19 protein-coding genes and 1 pseudogene are annotated in these 18,397 nt (G+C 39.7%); 17 read left to right on the forward strand and 3 right to left on the reverse strand.

Features of this window, described 5'->3' with window-relative positions; genetic code table 11:
* Positions 1 to 8: 8 nt before the first annotated feature.
* From DQL14_RS04350 to hydE, 4 genes are read left to right on the forward strand one after another with little or no spacing between them, the layout of a single operon-like run.
* Positions 9 to 1,745, forward strand: a complete 1,737-nt coding sequence (locus DQL14_RS04350; protein ID WP_108168865.1) for a nickel-dependent hydrogenase large subunit — start codon at positions 9 to 11, stop codon at positions 1,743 to 1,745.
* 12 nt (positions 1,746 to 1,757) lie between these two features.
* A complete protein-coding gene (gene cybH, locus DQL14_RS04355; RefSeq protein ID WP_108168866.1) occupies positions 1,758 to 2,432 on the forward strand; it encodes a Ni/Fe-hydrogenase, b-type cytochrome subunit in 675 nt (224 codons plus the stop codon).
* Positions 2,429 to 2,965, forward strand: a complete 537-nt coding sequence (gene hydD / locus DQL14_RS04360; protein ID WP_108168867.1) for a hydrogenase biosynthesis protein HydD — start codon at positions 2,429 to 2,431, stop codon at positions 2,963 to 2,965. Before cybH ends, hydD begins: the two co-directional genes overlap by 4 nt.
* A 1-nt stretch (position 2,966) precedes the next feature.
* Complete coding sequence (hydE, locus tag DQL14_RS04365) at positions 2,967 to 4,505, forward strand: hydrogenase biosynthesis protein HydE (protein WP_108168868.1); 1,539 nt, start codon at positions 2,967 to 2,969, stop codon at positions 4,503 to 4,505.
* A 4-nt stretch (positions 4,506 to 4,509) separates the two neighbouring features.
* Here hydE and DQL14_RS04370 read toward each other — a convergent pair whose 3' ends face one another.
* Together DQL14_RS04370 and DQL14_RS04375 are read right to left on the reverse strand one after the other, a co-directional pair.
* Entirely contained in the window at positions 4,510 to 4,929 is a 420-nt protein-coding gene (locus DQL14_RS04370; protein WP_108168869.1) for a hypothetical protein, read from the reverse strand.
* A gap of 136 nt (positions 4,930 to 5,065) precedes the next feature.
* Entirely contained in the window at positions 5,066 to 5,497 is a 432-nt protein-coding gene (locus DQL14_RS04375) for a hypothetical protein (RefSeq protein WP_108168870.1), read from the reverse strand.
* 191 nt (positions 5,498 to 5,688) lie between these two features.
* Here DQL14_RS04375 and oipA point away from each other — a divergent pair, with 191 nt between their 5' ends.
* Positions 5,689 to 6,612, forward strand: a complete 924-nt coding sequence (gene oipA, locus DQL14_RS04380) for an outer inflammatory protein OipA (protein ID WP_108168871.1) — start codon at positions 5,689 to 5,691, stop codon at positions 6,610 to 6,612.
* 66 nt (positions 6,613 to 6,678) lie between these two features.
* Here oipA and queC read toward each other — a convergent pair whose 3' ends face one another.
* A complete protein-coding gene (queC, locus tag DQL14_RS04385; protein ID WP_108168872.1) occupies positions 6,679 to 7,365 on the reverse strand; it encodes a 7-cyano-7-deazaguanine synthase QueC in 687 nt (228 codons plus the stop codon).
* Positions 7,366 to 7,427: 62 nt separating this feature from the next.
* Here queC and DQL14_RS04390 point away from each other — a divergent pair, with 62 nt between their 5' ends.
* The 12 genes and pseudogenes from DQL14_RS04390 (at position 7,428) to DQL14_RS04440 (ending at position 18,391) form a co-directional block, all read left to right on the forward strand.
* Complete coding sequence (locus DQL14_RS04390; protein WP_108168873.1) at positions 7,428 to 8,636, forward strand: CCA tRNA nucleotidyltransferase; 1,209 nt, start codon at positions 7,428 to 7,430, stop codon at positions 8,634 to 8,636.
* A 13-nt stretch (positions 8,637 to 8,649) separates the two neighbouring features.
* Entirely contained in the window at positions 8,650 to 8,787 is a 138-nt protein-coding gene (locus DQL14_RS08500; RefSeq protein ID WP_165695278.1) for a hypothetical protein, read from the forward strand.
* Positions 8,788 to 8,801: 14 nt separating this feature from the next.
* A complete protein-coding gene (locus DQL14_RS04395; RefSeq protein ID WP_108168874.1) occupies positions 8,802 to 9,659 on the forward strand; it encodes an NAD(P)-dependent oxidoreductase in 858 nt (285 codons plus the stop codon).
* A gap of 1 nt (position 9,660) precedes the next feature.
* Positions 9,661 to 10,313, forward strand: a pseudogene (gene frxA, locus DQL14_RS04400) (NAD(P)H-dependent flavin oxidoreductase FrxA).
* Positions 10,314 to 10,478: 165 nt separating this feature from the next.
* Complete coding sequence (gltX, locus tag DQL14_RS04405; RefSeq protein ID WP_108168875.1) at positions 10,479 to 11,798, forward strand: glutamate--tRNA ligase; 1,320 nt, start codon at positions 10,479 to 10,481, stop codon at positions 11,796 to 11,798.
* The gene (locus DQL14_RS04410; protein ID WP_108168876.1) at positions 11,795 to 12,088 is read left to right on the forward strand and encodes a YggT family protein; all 294 of its coding nucleotides are present in this window, start codon (positions 11,795 to 11,797) and stop codon (positions 12,086 to 12,088) included. Before gltX ends, DQL14_RS04410 begins: the two co-directional genes overlap by 4 nt.
* Positions 12,089 to 12,101: 13 nt before the next feature.
* Complete coding sequence (locus DQL14_RS04415) at positions 12,102 to 13,784, forward strand: lytic transglycosylase domain-containing protein (protein WP_108168877.1); 1,683 nt, start codon at positions 12,102 to 12,104, stop codon at positions 13,782 to 13,784.
* Positions 13,781 to 14,602 carry a UTP--glucose-1-phosphate uridylyltransferase GalU gene (gene galU / locus DQL14_RS04420; RefSeq protein WP_000591495.1) on the forward strand — a complete coding sequence of 274 codons (822 nt, stop codon included), beginning with the start codon at positions 13,781 to 13,783 and terminating at the stop codon, positions 14,600 to 14,602. Before DQL14_RS04415 ends, galU begins: the two co-directional genes overlap by 4 nt.
* Before the next feature lie 11 nt (positions 14,603 to 14,613).
* Complete coding sequence (locus tag DQL14_RS04425; RefSeq protein ID WP_022576680.1) at positions 14,614 to 15,021, forward strand: hypothetical protein; 408 nt, start codon at positions 14,614 to 14,616, stop codon at positions 15,019 to 15,021.
* A gap of 2 nt (positions 15,022 to 15,023) precedes the next feature.
* A complete protein-coding gene (murA, locus tag DQL14_RS04430; protein WP_108168878.1) occupies positions 15,024 to 16,292 on the forward strand; it encodes a UDP-N-acetylglucosamine 1-carboxyvinyltransferase in 1,269 nt (422 codons plus the stop codon).
* A gap of 57 nt (positions 16,293 to 16,349) precedes the next feature.
* Entirely contained in the window at positions 16,350 to 17,756 is a 1,407-nt protein-coding gene (aspA, locus tag DQL14_RS04435) for an aspartate ammonia-lyase (RefSeq protein WP_001217480.1), read from the forward strand.
* 44 nt (positions 17,757 to 17,800) lie between these two features.
* Positions 17,801 to 18,391: a uracil-DNA glycosylase family protein gene (locus DQL14_RS04440; RefSeq protein WP_108168879.1), complete on the forward strand. Its 591-nt coding sequence runs from the start codon at positions 17,801 to 17,803 to the stop codon at positions 18,389 to 18,391.
* The last annotated feature ends 6 nt before the right edge of the window (positions 18,392 to 18,397 follow it).

An 18,397-nucleotide genomic window follows, 5' to 3' on the forward strand; every position in this document is an offset into this window, starting at 1 on the left:
GGATTAACATGTCAAAAAAAATCGTAGTCGATCCTATCACTAGGATTGAGGGGCATTTAAGGATTGAAGTGATCGTAGATGATGATAACGTGATCACCGATGCGTTTTCTTCTTCTACGCTTTTTAGGGGGCTAGAAACGATCATTAAGGGCAGAGACCCACGAGATGCAGGCTTTATCGCTCAAAGGATTTGCGGGGTATGCACTTATTCGCATTATAAGGCTGGTATCACTGCAGTAGAAAACGCTCTAGGCATCACCCCCCCATTAAACGCGCAATTGGTGCGATCTTTGATGAACATGGCGTTACTTTTTCATGATCATGTGGTGCATTTTTATACTTTGCATGGGCTTGATTGGTGCGATATTTTGAGCGCTTTAAAAGCCGACCCCATTCAAGCGGCAAAACTTTCTTTCAAATACAGCCCTTATCCCATTAATACCGGTGCGGGCGAATTAAAAGCGGTTCAAAAACGCTTGAATGATTTCGCTAAAAGCGGATCTCTAGGGCCTTTTAGTAATGGCTACTATGGGCATAAAACCTATCGTTTAAACCCAGAGCAAAATTTAATCGTCTTAAGCCACTACCTCAAGCTTTTAGAAATCCAAAGGGAAGCGGCGAAAATGACCGCTATTTTTGGGGCTAAACAGCCTCACCCGCAAAGCCTAACGGTGGGGGGTGTTACGAGCGTTATGGATATATTGGATCCGACAAGATTAGCGGAGTGGAAGAGCAAGTTTGAAGTGGTGGCCAATTTCATCAACCATGCCTACTACCCTGATTTGGTGATGGCAGGCGAAATGTTCGCTAACGAACAATCTGTTATTAAAGGCTGCGGCTTAAGGAATTTTATCGCTTATGAAGAAGTGTTGCTCGGAAAGGATAAATACCTTTTGAGTAGTGGGGTGGTGCTTGATGGGGATATTTCTAAACTGCACCCCATTGATGAGAGTTTGATTAAAGAAGAAGTTACGCATTCTTGGTATCAATATAAAGACACTAAAGAAGTGCAACTCCACCCTTATGACGGGCAAACGAACCCGCATTATACCGGTTTAAAAGACGGCGAGAGCGTGGGGATTGAAAATAAAACAATCCCTGCTAAAGTGCTTGACACTCAAAATAAATATTCTTGGATAAAATCGCCCAGATACGATAGTAAGCCCATGGAAGTAGGCCCTTTAAGTTCCGTAGTGGTAGGTTTAGCGGCGAAAAACCCTTATGTTACTGAAGTGGCTACGAAGTTTTTAAAAGACACTAAACTGCCTTTAGAGGCGTTGTTTTCAACGCTTGGACGAACAGCTGCAAGGTGTATTGAAGCTAAGACAATCGCTGATAATGGCCTTTTGGCGTTTGATGCGTTAGTGGAAAATCTAAAAAGCGATCAAAGCACTTGCACTCCTTATCACATTGATAAGAATCAAGAATATAAAGGGCGCTACATTGGTCAAGTGCCAAGGGGTATGCTAAGCCATTGGGTGCGTATTAAAAACGGCGTGGTGGAAAATTATCAAGCGGTGGTGCCTTCTACTTGGAATGCGGGGCCTAGAGATTCTCAAAATCAAAGGGGGGCTTATGAAATGAGCTTGATTGGCACTAAAATCGCTGATTTAACCCAGCCTTTAGAAATCATTAGGACTATCCATTCTTTTGATCCATGCATCGCATGCTCAGTGCATGTGATGGATTTTAAAGGGCAGTCTTTAAACGAGTTTAAAGTAGAGCCTAATTTCGCTAAATTCTAAAAAGGGTTACGCATGGATAAAATGAATAAGGTCGTTTTACACAAAGAATATTCCGGTTTTGTGCGCTTTTTCCATTGGGTTAGGGCTTTGAGTATTTTCGCTTTAATCGCTACAGGGTTTTACATCGCTTACCCTTTTTTGCAACCTAATTCCAGCTTTTATAAAGGGGTGTATCTTTTACAAGCTTATGTGCGCTCTTTTCATGTCATGTTTGGGTTTTTGCTCATTAGCGCATTAATCTTTAGAACCTATCTTTTTTTCACTAAAGAAAGCTTGATGGAACGCAGGAGTTTTAGCCAACTTTTAAGCCCAAAAGCCTGGATCGATCAGATGAAAGCGTATTTTCTTATCAGCGGTAAGCCTCACACTAAAGGAGCGTATAACCCTATCCAACTCGTGGCTTATTCCACCTTGATTGTTTTGATAGTGTTGATGAGCTTGAGCGGAATAGTGCTGTATTATAATGTCTATCATGCGGGGCTTGGAGCGTTTTTAGGAAGCGCTTTTAAGTGGTTTGAAACGCTTTGTGGGGGGTTAGCGAACGTTCGTTTCATCCACCACTTAGCGACTTGGGGGTTTATTTTGTTTGTCCCTGTGCATGTTTATATGGTGTTTTTCCATTCTATCAGGTATGAAAGTTCGGGGGCGGATTCTATGATTAATGGTTATGGTTATACCAAAGAATGAGTCAAAAAATCCTAATTCTTGGCATTGGCAATATCCTTTTTGGCGATGAAGGGATTGGGGTGCATCTAGCCCACTACCTCAAAAGAAATTTTTCTTTTTTCCCTAGCGTGGATATTATAGATGGGGGGACTATGGCTCAGCAACTCATTCCTTTAATCACTTCGTATGAAAAGGTTTTGATTTTGGATTGCGTGAGCGCTAAAGGCGTTGAGATAGGCTCAGTCTATGCCTTTGATTTTAAGGACGCCCCTAAAGAAATCACATGGGCTGGGAGCGTGCATGAGGTGGAAATGCTGCACACTTTAAGGCTCACGGAGTTTTTAGGGGATTTGCCTAAAACTTTTATCGTGGGGCTTGTGCCTTTTGTGATAGGGAGCGAGACCACTTTCAAGCTTTCAAGCGAAATGTTAAACGCTTTAGAAACCGCCTTAAAAGCCATAGAAACCCAACTCAACGCATGGGGAGTTAAAATGCAACGCACCGATCACATCGCCCTAGATTGTATCGCTGAACTCTCTTATAAGGGTTTTTGAATTGGCGTTTGTCTTTCTTTTTAAATGCGTTAATGAAGAAACAAGCCTGAATTTTACGCCCCTTTTAGAGCGAATGGCATGCAATTTGCAAGCGCGTTTTTATAGCGTTTATAAGGATAATACCACTTCTTTCTACCTCCAAGCGAGCGCTGAGATTACTTTAGAGTTCGCGCAAAAACTCAGCGAAATTCTGCCCTTTTCTTTAGATTTTAGCTTTTTGTCTTTAAAGGAAATCACAGATCCTTTAGATGAAAATCTTTTCCAAACAACAAGCCTTTCAAAGCCCCTTTTTATGAACGCTAAAGAGCATCAAGATTTTTTAGACAAAAATGCATCTTTATATGCCAATGCGTTGGGTTTTGTCAAAAACACCGCTTTTAAAGGAGATATAATCCATAGCCCTAAAGAGCTTATAGATTGCTTAATCCAATTAAAAGGCATGCTCAAAACACAGGACTTTATCCCTGTTCACACTTCTAGGGGAGCGTTATCCCTTTCTTTAAAAAAGCTCTCTCCAAGCGTTATTTTTAGCGATCTTTCTAGCGTTTTGAGCTGCACTAAACTGCCTTTAGAGGACGCTAAATATTTGGCTAGTTTGGAAAAACCCTCCATCAAAGCCCCATTAAAAAGCGTGTTTAAGGACACTTTTAAAAACGATGAAATCATAGTCCAACTACCCTATGACCCCATATTGAATTTATTGTGTCATATTTTACAAGATGAGGGGATAGAATTTGTTTTTATCCATGCAAATGATCCGCAAGAAGCGCTGTTACATTATGAAGCGCTTTTTAAAACCCCTAAACGCTTGATCACACCCACTAAAAAATTCGTGCTAGAAAACAACCTTTCTACCCTTCCCTTTAAAGATGAATTAGAGTTTTTAAGCACAACCCCCAATTCTATCGTTTTGTATTTTAGTTTCAAGCGCCCTACAAGGTTGTTATTGCATGCTAATGGTTCTTTAAAAACGCTTTTAAGCGTTAGTTTTGATTTCAATCAAATATTTAACCTCCTCAAACAAGATGAAAAAGCCTCTAGAATGCTACAAAACTACGCCACTAAATTCCCTGATTTTTACGCGCGCCTTTTAGAGCTTTCTAAATACAATCTAGGGGGCACGAATTTATTGGATTTTTTCCAAATTTTAGGGTTTATTTTGGGTTACAGCGAGGATTTTTGCACGCAGAGCGTTATTTCTTTGGCTAAAGAATGCTTACGCCCTAAAGGCCCTAGGATTGATTATAAAATCCTTAAAGACGATTCTTTGAAAATGGCTTTAAACTTTTCAAAGATCATGCACAGCGCGATGAGTTTCAGGCTCGCAGGCGTGGAAAATGAAATCTTGAGTTTGGGGATTTTGGATTCTTTAGCGGAGTTTTTAGGGAATTTCATTTGGGATAATGTGCAGAATTTTAGCGTTCAAGAAGTAACGATCGCTGGGGATTTCTTTGGCGAAAAAGTGTTTTTGGATTTGTTTGTGCAATATTTCCCTAAAACCCTAACCCTTAAAACGCATGCGTTTTTGGATTATGAATAAGGGCTTAAAAGCGGATGTGCATCATCAACCCGCCGTCCATGTATTGGGTTTTTTTACTTTTAGTCCTTTCAAAATAAGGCCCAAAAGACAGAGCTTTATTGAAATTAACAATCGGCACGCTCACCCCTTCGGCGATATTGTTTTTAGCGAGTTGCTTGTAAGACTTTTTGTCGCTTTTTTTATGGCTTTTAAGGCTAAGGCTAGGGCTTTTTTCTAAATCTATGCCTTCTAAAGCACTATTTTTAGTGAAATCATAAAGCTTTTTGTCGTTTTTAGCCTCGGTTTTTAATCCATGGTTTTTATGGAGTTTGTAAAACTTTTTACCGCTCTTTTTGTCGTTTTTAGCCTCGGTTTCTAAATCCGCTGCGAACACACTACTATAAGCCACAAGCGATACAAAAAATAAATTTCTAACTATACGCATAAGAATATCTCCTCTTAATATAGTCTTTTTCTATCACACCACCCTAGCATGTTAGAAATAACCATTAGAAAACATAAGCGCGTTTGAGTAAAAACACCAACACGCTTATTGTTTAGTGCAAGCTGTTTTAAGCTAATCAATAAAAAACGTAAGGGAAGTATCCAGGCGCTCCATACCCATAAGGCCCATAAGGCATGAAACCATAGGGCATGTAATAATAAGGCATGTAATAGCCTCCATACATCCCGTTTTGCATGGGCGAATTGAGGTTATCCACTGAATTGTAAAAGCCGTTTAAAGAGCCATAAGCGTTATAATTAGTGAAACGATTGATTAAAGGCGTGGTGCGCGCATCAATAGTGGCGTTTTCTTGCTGGATGGCTTTTTCTTCTCTGGCGACTTCTTGGGCTTTGGTCTCTTTGGGATCTTTAACTAGCACTTCTTCTATAGGCACATTCGCCCCACAAGCGCTTAACAGATAGGCTAAAAAGCCGGTGTTTAAAAAAAGAATGATTTTAGAGAGGTGAGCGGATTGGCTGGGTAAAAAAGTTTTATTGTTTTGATGCATGGGATTTCCTAAATTTAAAAATAACTAAAGATTAACATGTTTTTGATTTAATGTTGATTAAGTGGTGGTTTTGTGGCTGTTTCATTTTAATTGTGTTTTTCATTAAAACCCAATCACTAAAATCTTATTTTTATGATAAAATACCTAATCATAATATCAAATCTTAAACCAAAGAAAAATAAAGAAAAACCATGAAAAAAGCTCTTTTACTCTCTCTCTTTCTCTCGTTTTGGCTCCACGCTGAAAGGAACGGATTTTATTTAGGTTTGAATTTTGCAGAAGGAAGCTATATTCAAGGACAAGGTAGTATCGGCGAAAAAGCTTCAGCAGAAAACGCCTTAAATGAAGCGATCAATAACGCAAAAAATTCATTATTCCCTACACAAAACACAAAAGCCATAAGAGATGCACAAAACGCCTTAAATGCTGTGAAAGATTCAACAAAGATCGCTAACCGATTCGCAGGAAATGGTGGATCGGGCGGTCTTTTTAATGAACTCAGCTTTGGGTATAAATATTTTTTGGGTAAAAAAAGGATTATAGGGTTTAGGCACTCTCTTTTTTTCGGTTACCAACTTGGTGGCGTTGGTTCTGTTCCTGGCAGCGGTTTAATCGTTTTTTTACCCTATGGTTTCAATACGGATTTGCTCATTAATTGGACTAACGATAAGCGAGCGTCCCAAAAATATGTTGAACGAAGGGTAAAAGGGCTCTCTATATTTTACAAAGATATGACCGGCAGAACGCTAGACGCTAATACATTAAAAAAAGCATCAAGGCATGTATTTAGAAAATCTTCAGGGCTTGTGATTGGCATGGAACTAGGGGGTAGCACTTGGTTTGCAAGTAACAATCTCACCCCTTTCAATCAAGTCAAAAGCCACACGATTTTTCAGTTACAAGGAAAATTTGGCGTTCGTTGGAATAATGATGAATACGATATTGATCGCTATGGCGATGAAAACTATCTTGGAGGTTCTAGTGTTGAATTAGGGGTTAAAGTGCCAGCTTTTAAAGTCAATTACTATAGCGATAATTATGGGGATAAATTGGATTATAAAAGAGTGGTGAGCGTTTATCTTAACTATACATATAACTTTAAAAACAAACATTAAAACATGCTTTTTACCGCTCTTTGATTGCTTGTCTTAAATATGTTTTTGAGCATTTTTACCAACGCTTTATTGAAACAAAACCTTAGTTTGAAACTCTTCATAGCCTTTTTTCCTCAATTGGCATGCCGGGCATTCATCGCAGCCATAACCATAAGCATGCAAAATCTTTCGCTCTCCTTGATAGCAGGTGTGCGTTTCTTTGATGACTAAATCCAAAACGCCCAAATCTTTAGCCATTTGAAATTCTTGCGCTTTATTCAAAAACATTAAAGGCGTTAGGATTTTAATCGCCGTGTTTGATCCTAAATTTAGGGCATGCTCAATGCTTTTAATAAAATCTTCTTTACAATCCGGATAGCCGCTAAAATCCGCTTGCGAAACCCCTAAAGCGATATTGCTAGCCCCTAGTTTTTGCGCGTAAGAATGCAAAAGGGTGATAAAAATAGCGTTACGATTAGGCACAAAAGAATTGGGTAAATCTTTATTTTGTGCATGCGAATGCCCTATTAAATCGTTAGAGTTTTTAAAAAGCGCGGAGCGGGTGATATTCTCTAAAAAATCTAACGAGATGATTTCATAAGGGAGTTGCAAAAGAGAAGCGATTTTTTGAGCGCATTCTAATTCCACAGAGTGTTTTTGCGCGTAATCAAACCCCACTAAACAGACTTTTTTAAAACGCTTTTTCGCCCATACAGCCAAAGTGGTGCTGTCTTGCCCGCCGCTAAAACCGATCACGCAAATTTCTTGTCCCATCAACATTCCTTAAAAATTCTAAAAAGATATAATAACACAAAGAAATTTTAAGAGTAAAAAGCGTGTTTGAGTTAGAAAAAGGATTAAAAGAATTGTTTGACATTTATGAAAAATCCCCTCATGAGCTTTACTTGGTAGGGGGGTGCGTGCGCGATTGTTTGATGGGCATTACCCCAAAAGATTACGATTTGACCTCAAACGCTTTAGTCAATGAAAGCAAAGAGCTTCTTTTAAAGCACCATTTTAGGGTGCTAGAAACCGGCATCAAACATGGCACGATCACGGCTCTTAAAAACCATCAAAGCTATGAAATCACAACTTTTAGAATGGAAAAGGGGCATATCAAACACCGAAAGCCTAAAGAATTGGTTTTTAGCGCGCGTTTAACAGACGATTTAAAGCGGCGCGATTTTAGCATGAATGCGATCGCTTATAGCCCTACAAAAGGGATTGTTGATCCTTTTAAAGGGCAGAATGCGATTAGAAATCAAGTGATTGAATGCGTGGGGGAAGCGCGATTAAGGTTTTTTGAAGACGCTTTAAGGATTTTAAGAGCGCTGCGATTTAGCGCGACTTTAGGCTTTAAGATAGCGCCAAGCACTAAAGAAGCGGTTTTTGCGTGTAAGGATTTGTTAAAACACCTCTCCAAAGAGCGCTTGCAAAGCGAATTAAATAAGCTTCTTATGGGGAAAAACGCCTATGAAGTGGCTAAAGAATATCAAGAAATTTTAGAGTTGGTTATTCAAGAGAAAATAGAAAATTTAGGGTTTTTAAAAAACGTGCCTTTCAATCTGGAATTAAGATTGTTAGGGTTTTTTAAGCATCAAAAAAGTTTAGAAAATCTACGATACCCTAAAAAAACATGTGTTTTATTTGCTCAAGCTAAAGAATGCCATAAAGCTTTTTTAAACATTCATAACAAAACAGAATTAAAATTTTTATTGAAAAACTACGATTTAGAGCCTTTTAATTTGGCTTTAGATTTTTATGCGCTCAAAAACCCCAAACACGCTTTAAAAATTAAAAGCTTGTTAAAAGAGATATTTAACGCTAACGAACCTTTTAAAAAAGAACACCTAGCCCTTAAGGGCGGCGCGCTCCAAAATTTAGGTTACCAGTGCCAACAAATCGGCGAAATCTTGAACGAATGCCTAAATTTAGTCATCGCTCACCCCAAAAATAACGCTTTAGAATGGCTGATTGAATGGGTTAAGGGTCATTATTTACCTAATAATGCTATAAACCATTCGCCAATAGGCAGAAAAAATTAAAAACAGAGAAAACATGATAACGATGGATGCGATTCAATGGCCTAAGAAATGGATTTTAGGAGAGACTGATAGTTTTGTGTCTAATGAAGTCATTGTCAAAGGTTTGGATTTTAAAAAAGTGGTGCAGCATTTAATGGCGTATTTGTGCTAATAAGTGAGGGTTAAATGAAAATAGGATGGATTGGACTTGGGGCTATGGGGACTCCTATGGCGACTCGTTTGTGCGATGCGGGTTTAAAAGTATCGGTTTATAACCGAACAGAGAGCAAAGCAGCCCCCTTAAAAGAAAAGGGCGTAGCGGTTTATACTAACCCTATAGATTTGGCCGCTAAAGTTGATCTGATTTTTATTATGCTTTCGGATAAAACGGCGATTGATGCTGTTTTAGTGCCAGAATTTTGGGAACAGATGTCTGAAAAAATCGTGGTGAATATGAGCACCATCGCTCCTTTGGAAAGCTTGGCTTTAGAAAAAACCGCTCAAAAGCATCAAGTAACTTACCTTGAAGCACCCGTTTCAGGATCGGTTGGCGCGGCCAAAGCCGGGGCGTTATTGATTTTAGCAGCCGGTAATAAAGAAGTGATCACTCAACTCAAACCTGTTTTGGTGCATTTAGGGAGTCAAACTTTTTATTTGGGTAAGATTGGTCAAGGGACAGGGGCTAAATTATCCATCAATAGCCTTTTAGCTCAAATGGGGGTTGCTTATTCAGAAGCTTTGCTATTAGCCAAACATTTAGGGGTTGATGCAGAGTTGTTTTTACAAATTATTAGCCAATCTGGCATGAATTCGCCTCTCTTTCAAGCTAAAAAAGGCATGTGGTTGCAAGATAGCTATCCGGCCGCTTTCAGTTTGAAGCTCATGCTCAAGGACATTCGTTTAGCCAACAATGAAGCAGGAGAGGCGATAAAGTTGCCATTCTTATTTCAAGCAGAAGAGCTTTATTCTCAAGCGGAAAAATCCGGTTTGGGCGCATTGGATATGGCAGCCGTTTATCATTATTTAGAAAAAGGAGATCATTAAAATGGACAGAGAACAAGTGGTTGCTTTACAGCACCAACGATTTGCTGCAAAAAATACGATCCCAATCGCCGTATTTCCCAAAAAGATTGGGAAGCTTTGGTTGAAGTGGGGAGGTTAGCCCCTTCTTCAATCGGGCTTGAGCCATGGAAAATGCTTTTATTAAAGAATGAACGCATGAAAGAAGATTTAAAACCGATGGCCTGGGGGGCACTTTTTGGTTTAGAGGGAGCGAGTCATTTTGTCATTTATCTTGCGCGAAAAGGCGTTACTTATGACAGCGATTACGTTAAGAAAGTGATGCATGAGGTTAAAAAAAGGGATTATGACACTAATTCCAGGTTCGCTCAAATCATCAAAAATTTCCAAGAGAACGATATGAAACTCAATAGCGAACGATCCTTGTTTGATTGGGCTAGCAAGCAGACTTATATCCAAATGGCGAACATGATGATGGCAGCGGCCATGTTAGGGATTGATTCTTGCCCGATTGAAGGGTATGATCAAGAAAAAGTGGAGGCTTATTTAGAGGAAAAAGGCTATCTGAACACGGCGGAATTTGGCGTGTCGGTAATGGCTTGTTTTGGTTATCGCAACCAAGAAATCACCCCTAAAACCCGTTGGAAGACAGAAGTTATTTATGAAGTGATTGAATAAAAAACGCTTTTAGCTTTTTGATAACCAACCATAAAGAGCTTGGCGTTAGCCAAGCGCTAATCTCTTGAATAATGCTTATTCATGTTTGATAAAAACAGAACCACCACAACACAATTAAGTATTCTTTAGGTATAATCAAAAACTATTTTTAAATAAAGGGTTTTTATGCTTCGTTTTGCACCTTCGCCTACAGGGGATATGCACATAGGGAATTTAAGGGCAGCCATTTTTAACTACATTGTAGCCAAACAGCAACACAAACCCTTTCTCATTCGCATTGAAGACACGGACAAAGAGCGCAACATTGAAGGCAAAGACCAGGAAATTTTAGAAATTTTAAAGCTTATGGGGATAAGCTGGGACAAGCTCGTGTATCAAAGCCATAACATAGATTACCACAGAGAAATGGCGGAAAAATTACTGAAAGAAAATAAAGCGTTTTATTGTTATGCGAGCGCGGAGTTTTTAGAAAGAGAAAAAGAAAAAGCCAAAAATGAAAAACGCCCTTTCAGGTATTCAGACGAGTGGGCCACTTTAGAAAAAGACAAGCACCATGCCCCTGTGGTGCGTTTAAAAGCCCCAAATCATGCGGTGTCTTTCAACGATGCGATTAAAAAAGAAGTGAAATTTGAGCCTGATGAATTGGATTCTTTTGTGCTTTTGAGACAGGATAAAAGCCCTACTTATAATTTCGCTTGCGCATGCGATGATTTGCTCTATGAAATCAGTCTGATTATTAGAGGTGAAGATCATGTGAGCAACACCCCCAAACAAATTTTAATCCAGCAAGCTTTAGGCTCAAACGATCCGATTGTTTATGCGCATTTGCCCATTATTTTAGATGAAACAAGCGGTAAAAAGATGAGTAAAAGAGACGAAGCGTCCAGCGTGAAATGGCTTTTGAATCAAGGGTTTTTACCGGTTGCGATTGCGAATTATCTCATCACTATCGGTAATAAAGTGCCTAAGGAAGTTTTTAACCTTGATGAAGCGATAGAATGGTTTGATTTAAAAAATCTTTCCAGTTCCCCGGCTCATTTTAATTTAAAATATTTAAAACACTTAAACCACGAGCATTTAAAGCTTTTAGACGATGAAAAGTTATTAGAACTCACTTCAATAAAAGATAAAAACCTCTTAGGGCTTTTAAGATTGTTTATAGAAGAATGCGGCACGCTTTTAGAATTGAAAGAAAAAATTTCGTTGTTTTTAGAGCCAAAAGATATTGTTAAAACTTATGAAAACGAAGATTTTAAAGAGCGTTGTTTAGCGCTTTTTAACGCTCTAAAAAGCATGGATTTTCAAGCCTATAAGGATTTTGAAAGTTTTAAAAAAGAAGCCATGCGATTAAGCCAGCTTAAGGGTAAGGATTTTTTCAAACCTTTGCGCATCCTTTTAACCGGGAACTCGCATGGCGTTGAATTGCCTTTGATTTTCCCCTATATCCAAAGCCACTATCAAGAAGTTTTAAGGCTCAAAGCATGATTTTTTCTACCCTTGTTAATGCGATAGCGGTGATTTTAAGCTCGCTCATTACGATTTATATGTGGGTGGTGATCATTTATTCGCTTCTAGGCTTCGTGCAGCCTAACCCTAATAACCCCATCATGCAAATCCTCGCTCGCTTGTGTGAGCCGGTGTTTTATTTTTTACGCTCTAGATTCAAGCTTGTGTTTAACGGGTTGGATTTCGCTCCTTTAGTGGTGGTCATTGTTTTGAAATTCTTGGATCTCACGCTCATTCAGTGGCTTTTCATGCTTGCTAAAAACCTTTAAAGAAAATAACCGTATGCGTTTTTTTATTTTATTTTTTATCGGTATGCTTGGCGTTGGTTTTTCTCAAACCGAGTTCAATTTAAAAGATTTAGAAAAAAAGCCCGCCGGGATCGTTAGGGATTATTATTTGTGGCGTTATATTAGCGATAAAAAAACCAGTTTAGAAAACGCTAAAAAAGCCTATGAATTGACTCAAAATAAAAATAACGCCCTACAAAAGGCCATGCAAGAAAAAGGCTCAGACAATTCAGAAAAAAACCCTGATGTCAAATTGCCTGAAGAGATTTATTGCAAGCAAACGGCTTTAGAAAGCATGCTAGAAGAAACAGACACTTTCCAAGCAAGCTGTATCGCTATCGCTTTAAAATCAAAAATCAGAGATTTTGATAAAATCCCCCTTCAAACCCTTAAGCCCTTACAAATTAAAATCAAAGAGGCTTACCCCGTTCTTTATGAAGAATTAGAAATCTTGCAAAGTAAGCATGTGAGCGCTTCTTTGTTTAAAGCTAACGCGCAAGTGTTTAGCGCGCTTTTCAATCATTTGAGTTATGAAAAAAAGCTCCAAATTTTTGAAGAGCGTATCCCCATTAAAGAGTTAAACCGCCTTTTAGATGAAAATTACCCGGCGTTTAACCGCTTGATCTATCAAGTCATCTTAGATCCTAAATTGGATCATTTTAAAGACGCTCTCACTAAAAGTAACGCCACCCAAAGCAACGCGCAAACCTTTTTTATTCTAGGGATTAACGAAATCTTGCGCAAAAAACCCTCTAAAGCGCTCAAGTATTTTGAACGATCAGAAGCGGTGGTTAAAGACGATGATTTTTCAAAAGACAGAGCGATTTTTTGGCAGTATTTAGTCTCTAAAAAGAAAAAAACTTTGGAACGCCTTTCACAAAGCCCTGCCTTAAACCTCTATAGTCTTTATGCGAGCCGTAAACTCCAGACCACGCCCAGTTATCGCATCATTTCTCACATCCAGAATTTAAGCCAGGAAGATCCTCCTTTTAACACTTATGACCCTTTTTCGTGGCAAATTTTTAAGGAAAAAACCTTGAGTTTGAAAGGTGAAGACGCGTTTAATGCGATGCTAAAAAGCCTATATTATGAAAAAAGCGCCCCTGAATTGACCTATCTTTTAAGCCAACGCAATAAAGACAAGATTTATTATTATTTATCCCCTTATGAGGGCATTATTGAATGGCAAAATACAGATGAAAGGGCTATGGCGTATGCGATCGCTAGGCAAGAAAGTTTCTTGCTCCCAGCAGTCATTTCGCGCTCGTTCGCTCTAGGGCTTATGCAGATCATGCCTTTTAATGTAGGGTCTTTCGCTAAACGCCTTGGCATGGATAATGTTGATCTAAATGACATGTTTAACCCCAATATCGCCCTCAAATTTGGCAATTATTACTTGAACCATTTGAAAAAAGAATTCAACCACCCCCTTTTTGTCGCCTACGCTTATAACGCTGGGCCTGGGTTTTTAAGGAGGTGGTTAGAAAGCTCCAAACGATTTAAAGAAAAAAATCATTTTGAGCCATGGCTTAGCATGGAGCTTATGCCTTATAGTGAAACCCGTTTGTATGGCTTTAGAGTCATGCTCAATTACTTGATTTATCAAGAAATTTTTGGGAATTTCATCCCTATTGATGGATTTTTAGAACAAACTCTTAACTCAAAGGACAAACCATGATTAAAAAATGCCTTTTTCCTGCCGCTGGCTATGGCACGCGCTTTTTGCCGATCACTAAAACCATTCCTAAAGAAATGCTGCCCATTGTGGATAAGCCTTTAATCCAATACGCTGTGGAAGAAGCGATGGAAGCGGGCTGTGAAGTGATGGCGATCGTTACAGGCAGAAACAAACGAAGCTTAGAAGATTATTTTGACACGAGCTATGAAATAGAGCATCAAATCCAAGGCACCAACAAAGAAAACGCCCTAAAAAGCATTCGTAACATTATAGAAAAATGCTGTTTTTCCTATGTGCGCCAAAAGCAAATGAAAGGCTTAGGGCATGCGATTTTAACCGGAGAAGCCCTGATAGGCAATGAGCCTTTTGCGGTGATTTTAGCTGATGACTTATGCATAAGCCATGATTATCCAAGCGTGCTAAAGCAAATGACTTCATTGTATCAAAAATACCAATGCTCCATTGTAGCCATTGAGGAAGTGGCGCTAGAAGAAGTTTCAAAATACGGCGTGATTAAGGGCGAATGGTTAGAAGAGGGGGTGTATGAGATTAAAGACATGGTGGAAAAACCAAGCCAAGAAGACGCCCCAAGCAATCTGGCCGTGATAGGGCGCTACATTTTAACCCCGGATATTTTTGAAATTTTAAGCGAGACGAAACCGGGTAAAAACAATGAAATCCAAATCACAGACGCCTTACGCACTCAAGCCAAAAGAAAGCGCATCATCGCTTATCAGTTCAAGGGCAAACGATACGATTGCGGGAGCGTGGAAGGCTATATTGAAGCGAGTAACGCTTATTATAAAAAACGCTTATAAATCTTATCAACGTGGGCAATTTGACTTATTACGCTTACATGTATTTGATCCTCTTTGTATGCTTGTTGCCTGTGTTATTAATGGGGCTTGTTTGGAGGCTTACTCGCCCCCCCTTAAAGCAAAATATTCCTAATAAAAGCCTTTCTTTAGAAGATTTGAGCGAACAAATCAAAAACCTTAAAAGTGCACCAGCTTTAGAAAAACTGAAAAACGACTTCAATGAGCGTTTTAAAATTTGCCCCAAAGATAAAGAAACTCTGTGGTTAGAAACGATCCAAAAATTAGTCGCTTCAGAATTTTTTGAATTAGAAGACGCTATTAATTTTGGGCAAGAATTAGAAAACGCTAACCCTAATTACCAACAAAAAATCGCTAACGCTACCGGCTTAGCCCTTAAGAATAAAAAAGAAAAAGGATAGAATTGGATTTTTTAGAGATTGTAGGACAAGTCCCTTTAAAAGGGGGGGTAGAAATTTCAGGGGCGAAAAACTCCGCACTCCCCATTTTAGCCGCCACGCTTTTAAGCCAACAGGAAGTCAAAATCAAATCCTTGCCCCAAGTGGTGGATATAAAAGCGATGGCGTTATTGTTGCAAAATTTAGGCGCAAGCTTAGAATGGCTTAATCCTAACACGCTCCAAATCAGCGCTAAATCCCTGAGCCACACCGAAGCCACTTACGATTTGGTGCGTAAAATGCGCGCTTCCATTTTGGTTTTAGGCCCTTTATTAGCGCGTTTTAAAGAATGCTTGGTGAGTTTGCCCGGTGGGTGCGCTATAGGAGCAAGGCCTGTGGATTTACACTTAAAAGCGATGCAACAATTAGGGGCTGAAATCAAAATTGAGCAAGGCTATATCCATGCAAAAGCCCCTAAAGGTTTGAAAGGGAATGATATTTTATTTGATAAGATCAGCGTTACAGGCACAGAAAACGCCCTCATGGCAGCCAGTCTTGCCAAAGGGATCACGCGCATCATTAACGCTGCTAAAGAGCCAGAAATCACTCAATTGTGCGCGTTTTTACAGAGTGGGGGGGTAGAAATTGAGGGCGTTGGCAGCAGTGAGCTAAAGATTAGGGGGGTAGAAAATGACGCTTTGAATTTAAAAGGCATTCAAATCATACCAGACAGGATTGAAGCAGGCACTTATTTATGCGTGGGGGCTATCACTAACAGCCAGCTTAAAATCAATCGTATCATCCCTAACCATCTTCAAGCGATCACCGACAAGCTCATAGAAATTGGTTTTTCGCTAGACATTCAAGAAAATTCTATAGAAATTTATCCGGCCCAAAAACGACAAGCCTTTGAAATCACCACGAAAGAATACCCGGGCTTTCCCACAGACATGCAAGCGCAATTCATGGCGTTAGCCACGCAGTGTTTGGGGACGAGCGTGATTGAAGAGACGCTTTTTGAAAACCGCTTCATGCATGCGAGCGAGTTGCAACGCTTGGGGGCTAATATCAGCCTAAAAACCAATGTGGCTACCATTAGCGGATCCACAGAGCTTACCGGAAGCGATGTGATGGCGACCGATTTAAGGGCTTCTTCGGCTCTCGTTTTAGCCGCTTTAGTGGCTAAGGGCGTGAGTAGGGTGCATAGGATTTACCACTTGGATAGGGGTTATGAGAGATTAGAGGATAAAATCAACGCCTTAGGGGCAAAAGTTGCGCGCTTAAAAGAAAAATAGCTCAATATTTGGTTACAATAGCTAGAATATTTTTCAATTATTACATAAGGAGCTTTTATGCGTATTGAGCATGATTTCATTGGGCAAATGGAAATTAGCGATGAAGTTTATTATGGGATCCAAACTTTAAGAGCGAGTGAAAATTTTTTCATCACTAATGACAAGCTTTGCAGTTATCCTGTTTTTATCAAATCTTTCGCTCAAGTCAAAAAAGCGGCTGCTTTAGCGAACGCGCAATTAGGCTTGATTGATGAAAAGCTTAAGATTGCGATTTGCCATGCGTGCGATTTGCTCATTGATGGCAAATACCATGATCAATTCATTGTGGATATGATTCAAGGGGGGGCTGGCACAAGCACGAATATGAACATGAACGAAGTGATCGCTAATTTGGCTTTAGAATACATGGGGCATAAAAAGGGCGAGTATCAATTTTGCCACCCAAACGACCATGTCAACCGCTCTCAATCCACTAATGACGCCTATCCTAGTGCGTTAAAAATCGCTATTTATGAGCGCTTGAGCAATTTAGTCGCTCCCATGAAAGCTTTAAGGGACGCTTTCGCTCAAAAAGCTAAGGAATTCGCTCATGTGATTAAAATGGGGCGCACCCAGCTTCAAGACGCTGTGCCTATGACTTTAGGCCAAGAGTTTGAAACTTATGCCTTGATGGTTGATAGGGATATTGAGCAGGTTTTAGACGCTAGGAATTGGGTAAGAGAGCTTAATTTAGGCGGCACGGCTATTGGCACAGGGATCAATTCGCACCCGGATTATCGCAGTTTGATTGAAAAGAAAATCCAAGAAGTAACGGGTCGCCCCTTTGTCATGGCTAATAATTTGATAGAAGCCACTCAAAGCACCGGGGCGTATGTGCAAGTGAGTGGGGTGTTAAAGCGTATTGCGGTGAAACTTTCTAAGGTTTGTAACGATCTCAGGTTGCTTAGCTCAGGCCCTAGAGCCGGGCTGAATGAAATCAATTTGCCTAAAATGCAGCCGGGTAGCTCTATTATGCCCGGTAAAGTCAATCCGGTGATCCCTGAAGTGGTCAATCAAGTGTGCTTTGCGGTGATTGGGAACGATTTGAGCGTGGCGTTAGCCGCAGAAGGAGGGCAATTGCAACTCAATGTGTTTGAGCCGGTTATCGCTTACAAGCTTTTCCATTCCTTTGTGATTTTAGGGCGCGCGATTGAAACCTTAACGACTAAATGCGTGGAAGGCATCACGGCTAATGAAAAGATTTGCCACGATTATGTCTTTAACAGCATTGGCATTGTTACCGCACTAAATCCGCATATCGGCTATGAAAAATCCGCTATGATCGCTAAAGAAGCCTTAAAAAGCGATCGTTCTATCTATGACATCGCTTTAGAAAAGAAAATCTTAACTAAAGAGCAACTGGACGATATTTTCAAGCCAGAAAACATGCTAAGCCCTCACGCTTTCAAAAAGCATAAAGACTGAACGCTTTGCAACACTCACGCCTTCAAACTTTACGCTCTCTTTATATGGAGCGTCTTTTGGGCGAAACTTACACCAATACTAGCCTTACCAAGCCTCAAAATAAGCCCCTTAACAAACAAGTTCATGAGGGCATAGAAAATTGCAATCTGTGCAAACGCCATCAACATTCAAAACCGGTGATTGGGCTTTTTAACCCCACTTCCAAGCTCGCTTTCATCACGCTCACCCCTATGCTGGATAGCCAATTAAATTTCTTAAACAATTTAAAAGCAGCCATGTTAGAGAGCATTATCCAAAAGGTTTTTAACTACCCCTTAAAAGATTGCAGTATTTTATCGCTCCTTAAATGCGACTCTAACAGCCTTAATTTAGAAGAAGAAATCAACGCATGCCTATTTCATTTAACCTGGCAATTAGACAACAGCGCTTCAAAAGTCATTGTGGTATTTGGCGAGATTTTGCCCAAACGCCTTTTAAACCTTTCTAAAGAAGAGTCCTTTGGGCGCATCGTGTCTTTAAAAACAAAACATTTTTTAAGCACCCATGCTTTAGAGGACATGCTCAAAAACCCCACGCTCAAAAAAGAAGCGTTAGCGCATTTTAAAATAGCGCTTCAGTTTCTTAATCAGTCTTAAAATACG

Source organism: Helicobacter pylori NCTC 11637 = CCUG 17874 = ATCC 43504 = JCM 12093, assembly GCF_900478295.1.
GTDB classification, from domain to species: Bacteria; Campylobacterota; Campylobacteria; order Campylobacterales; family Helicobacteraceae; genus Helicobacter; species Helicobacter pylori.

Bases quoted from the DNA above. Each gene is read 5' to 3' on its own strand.
- DQL14_RS04350 (WP_108168865.1), top strand. From the start codon at position 9: ATGTCAAAAAAAATCGTAGTCGATCCTATCACTAGGATTGAGGGGCAT.
- cybH (WP_108168866.1), top strand. From the start codon at position 1,758: ATGGATAAAATGAATAAGGTCGTTTTACACAAAGAATATTCCGGTTTT.
- hydD (WP_108168867.1), top strand. From the start codon at position 2,429: ATGAGTCAAAAAATCCTAATTCTTGGCATTGGCAATATCCTTTTTGGC.
- DQL14_RS04370 (WP_108168869.1), bottom strand. From the start codon at position 4,929: ATGCGTATAGTTAGAAATTTATTTTTTGTATCGCTTGTGGCTTATAGT.
- DQL14_RS04375 (WP_108168870.1), bottom strand. From the start codon at position 5,497: ATGCATCAAAACAATAAAACTTTTTTACCCAGCCAATCCGCTCACCTC.
- oipA (WP_108168871.1), top strand. From the start codon at position 5,689: ATGAAAAAAGCTCTTTTACTCTCTCTCTTTCTCTCGTTTTGGCTCCAC.
- queC (WP_108168872.1), bottom strand. From the start codon at position 7,365: ATGGGACAAGAAATTTGCGTGATCGGTTTTAGCGGCGGGCAAGACAGC.
- DQL14_RS08500 (WP_165695278.1), top strand. From the start codon at position 8,650: ATGATAACGATGGATGCGATTCAATGGCCTAAGAAATGGATTTTAGGA.
- DQL14_RS04395 (WP_108168874.1), top strand. From the start codon at position 8,802: ATGAAAATAGGATGGATTGGACTTGGGGCTATGGGGACTCCTATGGCG.
- gltX (WP_108168875.1), top strand. From the start codon at position 10,479: ATGCTTCGTTTTGCACCTTCGCCTACAGGGGATATGCACATAGGGAAT.
- DQL14_RS04410 (WP_108168876.1), top strand. From the start codon at position 11,795: ATGATTTTTTCTACCCTTGTTAATGCGATAGCGGTGATTTTAAGCTCG.
- DQL14_RS04415 (WP_108168877.1), top strand. From the start codon at position 12,102: ATGCGTTTTTTTATTTTATTTTTTATCGGTATGCTTGGCGTTGGTTTT.
- galU (WP_000591495.1), top strand. From the start codon at position 13,781: ATGATTAAAAAATGCCTTTTTCCTGCCGCTGGCTATGGCACGCGCTTT.
- aspA (WP_001217480.1), top strand. From the start codon at position 16,350: ATGCGTATTGAGCATGATTTCATTGGGCAAATGGAAATTAGCGATGAA.
- DQL14_RS04440 (WP_108168879.1), top strand. From the start codon at position 17,801: ATGGAGCGTCTTTTGGGCGAAACTTACACCAATACTAGCCTTACCAAG.